Raw genomic sequence first — 12700 nt, forward strand, 5'->3', positions numbered from 1 at the left:
TTATAAGGAGGAAGCAAGTTTGTCGAAATCCTATCGTTTAGCTATTTTAGGAGCTACTGGTGCAGTAGGCACAGAGTTGCTGGAATTATTAGAAAGTCGTAACTTTCCGGTTGCTGACTTGAAGTTATTGGCATCAGAGCGGAGTGTGGGGCGATCGCTGCGGTTTAAAGGTGAAAATATACCAATAGAGGCAGTGAGCGATCGCGCTTTTGAAAATGTCGATATAGTACTAGCTAGTGCAGGCGGTTCCACATCCAAAACTTGGGCAGCAGTTGCTGTGGAAAAAGGCGCAGTGGTAATTGACAACTCCAGTGCTTTTCGGATGAACCCGGAAGTTCCCTTAGTAGTTCCAGAGGTGAATCCCCAAGCCGCAGCGCATCACCAAGGCATTATCGCTAACCCCAACTGTACAACGATTTTGATGGCTGTGGCAGTCTGGCCATTGCATAAAGTTAAACCAGTGCAACGCATCGTCGCTGCAACCTACCAATCTGCTAGTGGTGCGGGTGCTAGAGCAATGGCAGAAGTCAAAACCCAAACAAGCGCTATACTACAAGGACAGCCAGCGATTGCCGAAATATTGCCTTACCCATTGGCATTTAATTTATTCCCGCATAACTCCCCATTAAACGATTTGGGTTACTGTGAGGAAGAAATGAAAATGGTTAACGAAACCCGAAAAATATTTGGTACGCAGCAAATCAGAATCACTGCAACCTGTATACGGGTTCCCGTACTCCGCGCTCACTCAGAAGCCATTAATTTAGAATTTGAGACTCCCTTTAGTGCGAAGGAAGCCAGAGAAATTTTAAATTCCTCCCCTGGAGTAAAATTGGTAGAAGATTGGGGAACTAATCATTTTCCGATGCCAATAGAAGCAACCGGTCGAGATGAAGTTTTAGTGGGAAGAATTCGGCAGGATATTTCTCATCCTTGTGGCTTGGAATTATGGTTATCTGGCGACCAAATTCGCAAAGGTGCAGCATTGAATGCAGTACAAATCGCCGAATTGTTAGTAGAGAAAAATCTACTCAAACCATTAGCTATTAGTCATTAGTCACTTGTACTGAGTTTCGACTGCGCGGTAATCGAGCGAAGTCGAGATTCAACTACCGCGTAGTCGTTGGCGTAGCCTCTCCAAGAGTTGTATTAGTCATTGGTCATTAGTAAAGTGACAAAGGACAAATGATTAATGACAAAGGAAAAATGACACTTGAAAGCAATTTCCAGATAGGTTATTACAATAGAGAACCACCAAGATATAAAAACATGGGTAATCAGGAGTGAAAAAAGGGTGGGAGATTTTGGCAATGTTTTAACCGCTATGATTACGCCATTTAAAGCAGATGGTAGTGTTAACTATGATGTAGCGGCAGAACTGGCGGCGCATCTAGCTAACAACGGTACAGATACATTGGTGATATGCGGCACAACCGGAGAATCCCCGACGCTAAGTTGGGATGAAGAATACCAGTTGTTTGTCGAGGTATTGCAGTCCGTGGCTGGAAAAGCCAAGGTAATCGCGGGTTGTGGATCGAATTCCACCAAAGAAGCGATCGCAGCCACCCAAAAAGCGTCTAAAATAGGAGTACATGGTTCCTTACAAGTTGTTCCTTATTACAACAAACCGCCGCAAGCGGGATTGGAAGCGCACTTTAAGGCAATAGCACAAGCCTGTCCCGACTTACCGTTGTTGTTATATAATGTCCCCGGTCGTACCGGACAAAACCTTCAGCCAGAAACAGTTGCCCGGTTAGCTGAGGTTAGCAATATTGTCGGGATTAAAGAATCCACTGGTAATATAGATCAGGCAAGCGAAATTCGTCGCTTGACACCAAAAGAATTCCACATCTATTCTGGTGATGATTACATGACTTTGCCCTTGTTAGCGATCGGGGCAAAGGGCGTGGTAAGTGTGGCTTCTCATCTGGTAGGCAACCAACTACAGCAGATGATTCAAGCTTTTAGGGCTGGGAAAAATGAGGTAGCAAGCGACATTCATCTCCAACTCTTCCCGTTGTTTAAAGCTCTATTTCTCACTTCAAATCCCATTCCAGTGAAAAAAGCACTGAAACTTCAAGGTTGGGAGGTTGGTTCAACTCGTCCGCCCCTATGTGAAGCTGATTTAGAAGTAAGTCAAAAGTTAGAAGCAGTTCTGAAAGAACTTAGTTTAATCTAGCCATCATCTAGTTAAGCGTTGGTAATGTGCTGCTTTATAAAGTTACATATAAACAATGGTCATAATTGTTCATAAGTTGCAATTTAAAAATCTGTGCTACGACTGATAGACATACTATAAATTCTTCAGTGTACAGTCGATTTTATTGAATAAAAAATTGAAATCTTCAATTAAAACTTGATTGCTTTGGGACTGACTTAAGAGACAGATGATGTTGTCTTAAATACAAGTTCGTTAACTATCAACTTAATTAACCACAAGTAACAATCTAAGGAGAAAATGGCTAAAAACGAAGCTAATAATTCCGCCTTGAAAATTATTCCTTTGGGCGGTTTGCATGAAATTGGTAAAAATACCTGTCTTTTTGAGTATGACGATGAAATTATCCTGCTAGATGCAGGATTGGCTTTTCCCACAGAGGCGATGCATGGAGTCAATATTGTTTTACCAGATACGACCTATCTGCGGGAAAATCGCCACAAAATTAAAGGGATGATCGTTACTCATGGTCATGAAGACCATATCGGTGGGATTGCTTTTCATCTCAAGCAATTTGATATCCCAGTGATTTATGGGCCAAGACTAGCAATGGCAATGCTAGAGGGTAAATTAGAAGAAGCAGGAGTCCGCGATCGCACAGAAATCAGAACAGTTCTACCACGTGATGTGGTGCGGATTGGCAAAAACTTTTTAGTTGAATATATCCGTAACACCCATTCCATCGCTGATAGTTTCACTGTTGCCATTCATACTCCCCTGGGTGTAGTCATTCATACAGGGGATTTTAAAATTGACCATACCCCAGTGGATGGTGAAAAGTTTGACTTGCAACGTCTAGCAGAACATGGTGAAAAAGGCGTTCTTTGTTTATTGAGTGATTCCACTAACGCAGAAGTGCCAGGGTTTACACCTTCAGAACGTTCAGTTTATCCCAATCTGGAGAGAGTGTTTAGTCAAGCACCTGGGCGATTATTTGTCACTACGTTTGCTTCTAGCGTCCATCGCATCAACATGATTTTGGATATTGCCAAGAAGCAGAACCGTGTAGTGACAGTTGTGGGGCGTTCCATGCTGAACTTGATTGCTCATGCCCGCAATTTAGGTTACATCAAGTGTGAAGACAATCTGCTGCAACCATTGCACGCAGTCCGCAATCTACCTGATGAGAGAGTTTTAATTTTAACTACAGGCTCTCAGGGTGAATCAATGTCAGCAATGACCCGCATTGCCAACAAAGAACATCCTCACATCAAAATCCGCGAAGGAGATACGGTAGTATTCTCTGCTAACCCAATTCCCGGAAATACGATCGCTGTAGTCAACACCATTGATAAATTGATGATTCAAGGTGCGAAAGTGGTCTATGGGCGGGATAAAGGAATTCACGTCTCCGGTCACGGCTGTCAGGAAGAACAAAAACTGATGATTGCCTTAACTCGACCCAAGTTCTTTGTGCCATTTCACGGCGAACATCGGATGCTCGTGAAGCACGCAGAAACGGCTCAGAGTATGGGCATTCCCGCAGAAAATATGATCATTATTCAGAATGGTGATATTGTCGAACTGACTGAAGATGCGATTCGCGTCGCTGGTAAAGTGCCGTCTGGTATCGAATTGGTGGATACTACCAGTTCGGGTATGGTAAGTGCGAAAGTTCTGCAAGAACGGCAACGCATGGCTTCAGAAGGCATTATCACGATCGCAGCTGCCATTGATTGGAATGGTAAACTGTTGGCAAAACCAGAAACTCACCTCCGGGGTGTAGTGACAAGTGTAGAGCGATCGCTGTTACAAACCTGGGTAAAACAACGCATTGAAGAAATCCTCACTGTGCGCTGGACAGAATTTGCTCCTGAGCAAGGTGAAGCAGCAGATATAGACTGGGGTGGATTGCAAGGTACTTTAGAACGAGAATTGCAACGTTCCATTCGTCGGGAATTGCAATGTCAGCCATCTGTGACTTTGTTGATGCAAATCCCTGATGAGCCACCTGTAAAAGTTGCTGATGGGAGAAGACGGCGGACTCGGACTGCTGCTCAGGTAGCATCATAGAGAATTTAAGATAAAAATCTCATACAGAAGCGCAAAGACGCAGAGTTTTTCTGAACGTCTTTGCGCTTTGGCATGAGAGTTAGAGAAATAAAATTGCTTTTTTATACATTTAAATATTTATTTACAAGAAAAAATATTTAAATGTATAAACTTTTTTAAGTAGTTATTTATAAATTGCTGAGTCCAATTTTGAGCAAGTTAACGCGCTGCCAGAATTGTTTGTATAAATATTTTCGGACTCAGATGCGATCGCACAATAGCAACTTTATTGTCCTAGTCTCTTATAATCGGGATTGAAGCCTCAGCAATTCGTACTTGCCTGCCTATAGTTATTGGAGGCGATCGCTATGACTAAAACACCAATCAAAATTAGTACTCTTGAGGAATACATCAATTTTGATGACGGCACAGACAAGCGCTATGAAATTGAGGATGAGGTGCTGGTAGAAATGCCTCCTGGTACTGGCAAACATGAGGCGATTATCACCCTACTGTTAGTTCGCTTTTTTTTAGAAATTCAAAAAATGGGACTGCCTTTACAACCGCGCCCTAACGGTACAGAGGTGCTGACCAATAAACAACTTAGAAGACCTGATGTTTGTGTAATTACCAATGAACAGGCAAAAAGTATTGAGACTACCTCGGCTATCCTCAAAACTGCTCCACCCCTCTTAGTTGAAGTGGTAAGCCCTGAAGAACCGATTTAATTGATTCGGTTTGTAAAACAATTCCAATCCCCGCATGAAGACGCTGTGATATAACTTTTACATCTTTCAAATCCAGAAGCTCTGTTAGAATTTTTATTCCTCTTTTGTTGAGCATGTCTGTAAATACACCTAAAAATATGATTGTTATATTTACAGCTAATAATAAATATGGTTTCAATGTCAACCATATCAACGACTTTACTCATAACTTTATATACTAATTGACGATTCTTAACTTGGATCACTAATTATTTGGCATAATAAGTCCTGAAGAACCGAATCTATTGACAGAGACTATAACCAAAAAACCTTTGAGTATGCGGCGATGGGTGTGTTCGAGTATTGGATTGTCGATCCTCTGGAAAATAAAATAACTGTGTGTTTGCTAAATCAGAGCAGTTACAAGCAAACTATGTTTATCGAAGACCAACGGATTGTTTCTCAAATGTTCCCAGAATTAACCCTGACAGCCCAGCAGGTGTTTTCACCTTAAGGTTGTTTCGTTCCTTTGCGTGAAATCAAAAAAATACTGGTTGCGATCGCCTAAATCTTGTAATGTTCGGCGTTGCATATTTGCGGGATGATTTTGCTAGTTTTGTGGGATGGGCATCTTGCCCGTCCCTTGTATTTCAGGGCGGGCGAGACGCCCACCCTACAAGAATCATCCCTTGATTCAGCAACGCCCAATGTTCAACTCGACAGAGCGATCTAACTTGTTAGATTGCTTTCTCCTCAAGCAACTCCAACCAATATCTCCTCATTTTTCTCGGCTACTGAAAGATACAAATCTCTCCACCGCTTGAAGTCGTCAAAACACGATTCATCTCTTGCAAACAGTGTTTCAGGATCGATCTGTTGAAAAATGCTGGCTCCTTCACTGACTAGCTCACGAGATATAAGTCCCAATGACTCTTCTGTTGATAACAGAGTTGGAGCAAGAGTTCGATCTCCGAACATGAGCTTTTCAACAATCTCATCGGCATTCGCAACCTTTCTTCTCGATAGCTCCTGCGACAAACGTTTCTCGATCTCAACAGACGTTTTTTCTAGTGATGCTGTTCTATCTTCAATCCCTGGATAGGCTTGACGAGTAAGCCTTAACTCAGAGCGCAATTGGGCGATTGCCCAATCTGCTTCTAGCTCAGATCCAAAAGTCTCTTGGTGTGTTTCGATAACATCTTCAAGGATTTCATTAATCTCTTCAGGATCAATCTCAAAAAAGCGGAAAATACCGCAGCCATAAGGGAAAAGAGAAACTACAAGGATGCTGAGTGCCTTTTCACGTTGAAGGCGTGCGTACAGCGTACTGCCAGGAGGAATTGCGCTGTAGAGTACAGAAACACCCATAAGCAAGTTCATCTGATTTTAACGCTTCAGACTATATCATTCTCAAATTGCCACTGCCAACCTAGTTTTGTGAAATGCAATCGATTCTACTCGATCAAAAATCACTACTTTTACGGTATTCAGCCAGCGATGAACGGGACACACTTACGTGAGAAAGTGGGAACACGGAGAGGAAAAATGCCTTCTAGGGTATTACTGATGTTTATACTTAGCAAAAATTCTTTCAGAAAGGTCTTATATTAAGTTCTGTAAATGTTACACTGAAACCTATCCAATGATGGATGTCTTTATTAAAATTTAAACTGTGTCAAGTTATGAACAAGATCGTAATATTACACTACCGATCCCCAGAAATTTGCGATTAACTTGACGTAGTAATAAATTAGGTTCTGACTTAAGTGGCTAATCAGGTATTACATTATATCGCAGTCAGAACGCGATTTTTCCGGGAAAGTTCGTTGCCACGTTGTATATATTCATCAAAAAGGTGAATAGCCTCAATAACACAGAGGGTTAACCATGAAGGTATTCGACAATACCACCAAAAAGATTTTTCTGGCTAGCTGGGTATCAATCAATCAAGCAGAGACTAGTGACGATAAAGTAACCCAGTTAAACCATTCTGCTTCCAAGCCTCAGTGGGATATTCTCCAACCCCTACGGCAAAGAGTAGAAAATATTCAAGTCCGCGATCGCCAACTAGCTCACCGCTTGTGCAAACTGATTCCATCTCAGTGCCCCTTTGAGCGCGATGTAAAATTATTTGGGAAGACCTTGTTTCACATCCCACCCATGTGCAAGCTCAACCCCTTATATGAAGAAGTGGTTGGTCTACGTTTCCGAGCGTTGTGCTATCTAGCCGACGAGTGTGGCGAAGATGTATCGCAGTACTGCTAATACTGAGATATGAACGCTGAGGAAAAAGTTAGGAGTCAGGAGTAACAGGCCGGGGATCAATAATATAACTCCTAATTCCTAACTCCTAACCATTTTTTATTATTTTTTTACTATTTCTTTTGCCATTTTTGAATGGCATCCTGAGCATCTTCGTAAGCGCCTGTCTCCTCTGGCACTAAAGCTGCGGTGGCAATTGCGGCTTTACGTTCTCCTTCGGCAGCGCGACGCTTTGCCAAGTTTAAAATTTTCTCACTCCAGTTATTGATCGATTTTTGCGCAGCATCAAAGCCTGGTTGAGCGGCTGGTACTTTCTTGGCAACTTCGATCGCCCGATTGTAGGTAGATGCCTGTTCGGGCTTAATTAAGGCATTCGCTGCATCTAAAAGAGTTTTGTTACTCACATACTGTTTACCCTCTAAGCGCCACAGGTTAATTGCTGCTTGTGCTTTGGCGTAGGGGGCTTCATCTTTGGTGATTAATCGAGCCGCAGCAATAGCGCTGGCATACTGTCTTTGTTTAGCACGACCCTCTGCTAAATCTAAAATCATCTGGCTCCAAATCTTAATATTCTCCTGAGCTTGTTCGTACAGTGGTTCACCAGGTTTAATTTTTCGGGCTGTAGCGATCGCCATGCTCAAATCGCTCGCCTGAGTTTGTCTGAGCGACATTTTCGCCAGGTCTAATACTGCTTGATTTCGCTTTTTTGATTGGGAACTAGAGGCTATTTGAGCGCTAGATTGGTTGTTGAGTCTAACTGGTGGAGTGCGATAGCTTGGTAAATTCTCGACAACCTGGCGATCGTTAACAGTAGCATTGGGTGATGCACTTGATATTTGCTTAATTCTAAAAGTTTCTTGATTACGCAGAAAAACTACAGCGATTAAACCTGCTACCAGCAAGCTGCCTCCGCCCCACAAGATAAACTGTTTCCAAAAAGGGATGCTTGGCTGATTCGCTGGCAATCGAGAGACGTAACCTTTTGAGGAATTAGGGATAAATCTTCCTCTGGTATTCACTCCTAAGGAAGTTTCTGCTATTGGCTGGGAAACTAAGCTGCCTTTTGACTCCTGGACTTTTTGACCTTTCATCAGTTGGGAGGAGTTCACACTAGCTTCTCCCCGTCTGCCCCGATCTGCTGAAGTTTTAGAGGAATCGTCAAGGGGAGGAGCTGCAAGGGCAACAGCAAAAGATTCGTCAGGATAAATCACCGCTTCTGGCTGAAAATCACTTTCCATTGCCAAATTTGGCAAGATTACTTGCTGCCTTGATGGGATGATCGTGGCAGGGTTTTGGATAGGACGCCAGTGGTGGTGACATAATTTTGGCACGATCAGGCTTAGGTAGCTTTCTAAATCTGCCAAGTTGCTGCCATTGCCAGAACGTAAAGCTTCTAATAAAGCTGCTGTAAAGAATCCGTGACCTAGTTCGTTACTCTCATGGGAAAATTGTTCTGGTTGGCAAGAAAGAATTGTCGCCAGTTGTAGTTCTTGGGCTAGTTCTATTGTTTCTTCACCAACGGGAGCATCCGCTTGAGTACCAAAAGCGCGGTTGATATCGAGTAGTAGCAATACATTCAGATCGGCAAGTTGCAGACTTTGCATTAGCGATCGCAATTCTATGCCAGTCTCTTGCACCAGTTCCGGGTTCCCCTCTGCTGGCATTAAGTAATCTTTACCCTTGTAATTGACTCCATAGCCGCTAAAGAATAACCACAGATAGTCTTCCGGTTGCCAACTTGTTGCTGCCAAATCTTCAAGCAGCAGCAAAATATTCTCCTTCGTCGGGTAAGTCGATCTATCCCCAATCGGCGGCGAAGTATCTGTCATCACTAAACAGTGCTTGGGGAGAAAACCTGCCTCTGTCACCAAAAAATCTTCTAGTGCCTCAGCATCTGCTTGGGCACAACTTAAAGGTTGAAATAACTGATATTGATTGATACCAATCGCGATCGCCCAGTAATTTGCCATCCCGCTCTTTGTCAGTTATTGTTGTTTGCTGGTCTTAAAATTGCGGTTGGCTTTGCCAAAAAAACAAAGCTAACCTATGTCTTATAGTCTAGGTGATTCTGATTGAATCTTAAGTTAGAATGTAATTTTTATTACGTTAGTTAGCCGGAAAAATACCTTTACCTAATTTCAATAACAGATCATTACTAAGGAGATAGAAGGTCATGAGCAAAATTTCTGCTCACCTACCATCATCGCTCGCTCCCTTTTCAGTTATTAGCCAAATTGCCAGAAGAATCCGGATAATTCCTTTAGTAGTTTTGCTCATATCTACTGTTCCTGCGTGGTTTTTGATGGAAGCGATCGCACCGCAGGTTGTGCGAGCTTACACCGCTAGAGTCGATCTAGCTATTGACCGCCTGCCAGAAGAAAACTATGAAACCGTTCTCAGGAGAGCGGAAGCGGTCGCTAGGGCAGCCGCTCAAAGGAGCTTCGACCAAGATATCTTGGTGACAGATGTTTCCATCATTGTGTCCGTACAAAATTATGGAGCGATCGCACCAGTCCTGACATTAGATGTCAGTCGTCCTCAATGGCGATCGCGTCCTGATGCTCAAAATTGGGCCACTTACTTCAAAACTGCGCGATCTTTACTTTTCTTTGAAAATAACTCCAATCAAGTTCCAGCAGCTAGCGCTGTGTCAACACCAAAATGACGGGTTGAGCTAGAAGTCCGAGCCAAAGCTTTCTTGGCTCGGAACCTTGGGGGATTTAAAGAAAGTCATTCTTTCTGTTCCCGCGTCCTAGTGTCAGTCTGAACCCAACTTACTTATTCCTGACTCAACTGTTGTCTTTGGCGTCAGTGGATGGCCTAGAATAAGAAGGTTGTCAAGAATCGCGATATCTGCTGACATGGCTGTTCCTAAGAAGAAAACTTCCAAATCAAAACGAGATAAACGTCGAGCTACCTGGAGGCATAAAGCCGTCGTTGAAGCTCAGAAAGCCCTATCTCTGGGCAAGTCAATTTTGACTGGACGTTCTACATTTGTTTATCCAACTGCTGAAGAAGAGGAAGAAGAATCATAATTTCTCAGTCAGGAAAAGCACGAACAGCACCGATAGATTTGATTGCCAAGCTCAACAATCAAAGTTCCGATCGCTAGATAAATGCTTTTTCTTAGCTTTCCTGATTGCATTATGAATCATAGACACTCTACATAAGCTCATTAGATCGAAAAAAATTGGTAGTGAGTAATTGGAAATATCCATTACCCATTACCTATCATTCAAGAGTCCATATAAAGAGTAAAACATCTGATACTGTTGGCAATTCAGCAAAAAAGCTTGTAAACATCTTGAGAAAACTTATTTTTCTCTAACTATGCTAGGAAAATTTTTTCAGAAACCAGGCAAAGAAGAGAGCGAACGCGTCCCTCCTGGTCAACACTTAGCTAAAGGTTTTCCCGTATTAACTTACGGCGAAACTCCCCAAGTCAGCACTGAGGAATGGGAGTTTCGAGTTTGGGGTTTAGCAAAATCTGTTACCTTTAGTTGGTCAGATTTTATGGCGCTACCTCAACACGAATTCACAGCTGACTTCCACTGTGTAACGCGCTGGTCTAAACTTGATGTCAAATGGACTGGCATTAAAGTTACAGATTTCATGGGTCTGATTGAATTAGACCCGAAAGTAGCCCACGTTATGGAACACTGCTATGGCGGCTACACCACCAATATTTCCATAGAAGATTTTCTGCGCGAAGAAAACTTCTTTGCTTTTAAAGTCTTTGGTGAAGACCTTCCATCTGAACACGGTGGGCCGATGAGGCTAGTTGTGCCCCACCTCTACGCTTGGAAAAGTGCTAAGTGGCTTAATGGTTTGGAATTTTTAGCTGCTGAAGAACTTGGTTTTTGGGAGCGCAATGGCTACCATCGTCGTGGTGAACCTTGGGCTGAGGAGCGTTACAGCAACGCTTTTGGGATTTAATAGTTCAGAAGGGAATAGGTTACAGGTTATAGGTTACAGTCAAGAAAAACTGTACCCTATCATCTGTACCCTTTAACCTTTTTAACCTAGAAGTTTCTTGATTAGTGGCAATTTTCCCTGATATGGAGCATATCGCCATTTTAAATCGAGCCAGAAGGAGTTTTGCAATACACTTTTCTTATGGGAAAAGGTGTCAAAGCTAGCTTTGCCGTGATAGTTGCCGATACCGCTATCTCCCACTCCACCAAATGGTAAAGACGAGACACCAACCTGCATCACTGTGTCATTAATACAAACTCCACCAGAGGAAGTTTCCTGCAAAACTCGCTTTTGCAGGTTTTTATCTTGAGAAAATAAGTATAACGCCAAGGGTTTGGGTCTAGAGTTAATCAAGGCGATCGCTTCTGCAATGTCAGTATATTCAATGATGGGTAAAATGGGCCCAAAGATTTCTTCCTGCATGACAGAATCTTCTAGGGAGACATTATCAATTAGTGTTGGAGCAATATAACGCTCTGAAGGTTGATTTTCTCCACCGATGACAACTTTTCCATCTTTGAGAAAACTAACTAATCTCTCAAAGTGTTTTTCACTGATAATGCGGGCATAATCAGGACTGCTTGCTGGATTCTCGCCATAAAATTCTTTTAAAGATTTTTCCAGACCATCTATTAAATCTTTCTTGATTGTTTTATTAACTAAAAGATAGTCAGGGGCGATACAAGTTTGCCCAGCATTAATGAATTTCCCCCAAGTAATTCGTCTGACAGTGTGTTCGAGATTAATGTCAGTATCTACTATGCAAGGACTTTTGCCACCCAATTCTAAAGTCACTGGTGTGAGATATTTTGCCGCTGCTGCCATGATGATTTTACCGACGACTGTACCACCAGTAAAAAAGATATGGTCAAACTTTTCTGTAAGTAGTTTTTGACTTGCTTCCACGCCTCCTTCAATTACTGCAAGATAAGCAGGGTCAAAATGTTTGGCAATAATCTTAGCAATGACATCAGACGTATGAGAAGCAATTTCGGAAGGTTTGATAATTGCACAATTACCGGCTGCGATCGCACCTATTAACGGTGAGATAATTAACTGAAATGGATAGTTCCAAGGACCGATGATTAAGACAACCCCTAATGGTTCTGGATAAATTTTAGCTGAGTATGAAAAAAAATCCCAGGAAACCGCTGCTTTTTGGGGTTTAGTCCAGTTTTGAAGATGTTTGATGGCGTAATCAATATCCTTAATTACACTGATTTCTGTAAGGTAAGTTTCTACTTCTGGTTTATGTAAATCCGCTTTTAATGCCTCGATTATTGACTGTTCATGCAGGGTAATTGCTTGCTTAAGATTTTTCAGTTGTTCAATGCGAAAATTCACATCTTTAGTTTTGCCCGTTTGAAAAAAATCTCGCTGAGTCTGGATAATATTGCCAACGTTAGATAATTCAGTGGTAATCATTGTTTTGTCCTATCAAAAACTATTTAATCCTAATGCTATTATCTCAGCCTATTTGATTCTTCAAGTTTTAGCGTTTATTTTCTAAGTGATTTTTCACTTTAAATCATCGGGAGATCTGTCT

At 42.2% G+C, this 12700-nt stretch carries 12 protein-coding genes; 9 read left to right on the forward strand and 3 right to left on the reverse strand.

The features are described from left to right. Window positions 1-19: 19 nt before the first annotated feature. The 5 genes from IQ229_RS00825 to IQ229_RS00845 all read left to right on the forward strand — a co-directional run bounded on the left by IQ229_RS00825 (window position 20) and on the right by IQ229_RS00845 (window position 5431). A complete protein-coding gene (locus IQ229_RS00825) occupies window positions 20-1057 on the forward strand; it encodes an aspartate-semialdehyde dehydrogenase (protein WP_194040426.1) in 1038 nt (345 codons plus the stop codon). Window positions 1058-1294: 237 nt separating this feature from the next. Beyond that, window positions 1295-2179, forward strand: coding sequence for a 4-hydroxy-tetrahydrodipicolinate synthase (gene dapA / locus IQ229_RS00830; protein WP_194040429.1), 885 nt, complete (start codon window positions 1295-1297; stop codon window positions 2177-2179). 279 nt (window positions 2180-2458) lie between these two features. Then, window positions 2459-4231, forward strand: a complete 1773-nt coding sequence (locus tag IQ229_RS00835; RefSeq protein ID WP_194040431.1) for a ribonuclease J — start codon at window positions 2459-2461, stop codon at window positions 4229-4231. A gap of 347 nt (window positions 4232-4578) precedes the next feature. Continuing rightward, on the forward strand, window positions 4579-4938 hold the full coding sequence (locus IQ229_RS00840) for a Uma2 family endonuclease (protein ID WP_194040433.1): 360 nt from the start codon (window positions 4579-4581) through the stop codon (window positions 4936-4938). 325 nt (window positions 4939-5263) lie between these two features. Further along, on the forward strand, window positions 5264-5431 hold the full coding sequence (locus IQ229_RS00845) for a Uma2 family endonuclease (protein ID WP_194040435.1): 168 nt from the start codon (window positions 5264-5266) through the stop codon (window positions 5429-5431). Window positions 5432-5670: 239 nt separating this feature from the next. On the opposite strand, the gene IQ229_RS00850 is transcribed toward IQ229_RS00845, so the two are convergent. Then, the gene (locus tag IQ229_RS00850) at window positions 5671-6285 is read right to left on the reverse strand and encodes a hypothetical protein (protein ID WP_194040437.1); all 615 of its coding nucleotides are present in this window, start codon (window positions 6283-6285) and stop codon (window positions 5671-5673) included. Between the two features lie 519 nt (window positions 6286-6804). Between IQ229_RS00850 and IQ229_RS00855 the strand changes: the two genes are divergently transcribed. Continuing rightward, window positions 6805-7182 carry a Mo-dependent nitrogenase C-terminal domain-containing protein gene (locus IQ229_RS00855; RefSeq protein ID WP_194040439.1) on the forward strand — a complete coding sequence of 126 codons (378 nt, stop codon included), beginning with the start codon at window positions 6805-6807 and terminating at the stop codon, window positions 7180-7182. Between the two features lie 110 nt (window positions 7183-7292). Here the strand turns inward: IQ229_RS00855 and IQ229_RS00860 are convergent, their stop codons facing one another. After that, window positions 7293-9149 (reverse strand): caspase family protein, encoded by a 1857-nt coding sequence (locus tag IQ229_RS00860; protein WP_194040441.1) that lies wholly within the window; start codon window positions 9147-9149, stop codon window positions 7293-7295. A 203-nt stretch (window positions 9150-9352) separates the two neighbouring features. Between IQ229_RS00860 and IQ229_RS00865 the strand changes: the two genes are divergently transcribed. The 3 genes from IQ229_RS00865 to IQ229_RS00875 all read left to right on the forward strand — a co-directional run bounded on the left by IQ229_RS00865 (window position 9353) and on the right by IQ229_RS00875 (window position 11115). Further along, the gene (locus IQ229_RS00865) at window positions 9353-9844 is read left to right on the forward strand and encodes a hypothetical protein (protein ID WP_104905907.1); all 492 of its coding nucleotides are present in this window, start codon (window positions 9353-9355) and stop codon (window positions 9842-9844) included. Between the two features lie 196 nt (window positions 9845-10040). Continuing rightward, entirely contained in the window at window positions 10041-10214 is a 174-nt protein-coding gene (rpmF, locus tag IQ229_RS00870; RefSeq protein ID WP_012407602.1) for a 50S ribosomal protein L32, read from the forward strand. Between the two features lie 295 nt (window positions 10215-10509). Further along, a complete protein-coding gene (locus IQ229_RS00875; protein ID WP_194040443.1) occupies window positions 10510-11115 on the forward strand; it encodes a sulfite oxidase-like oxidoreductase in 606 nt (201 codons plus the stop codon). Between the two features lie 81 nt (window positions 11116-11196). Here IQ229_RS00875 and IQ229_RS00880 read toward each other — a convergent pair whose 3' ends face one another. Further along, a complete protein-coding gene (locus tag IQ229_RS00880; protein ID WP_194040445.1) occupies window positions 11197-12579 on the reverse strand; it encodes an aldehyde dehydrogenase in 1383 nt (460 codons plus the stop codon). Window positions 12580-12700 lie beyond the last annotated feature (121 nt).

It is taken from the genome of Nostoc cf. edaphicum LEGE 07299 (assembly GCF_015207245.1).
Taxonomy (GTDB): domain Bacteria; phylum Cyanobacteriota; class Cyanobacteriia; order Cyanobacteriales; family Nostocaceae; genus Nostoc; species Nostoc edaphicum_B.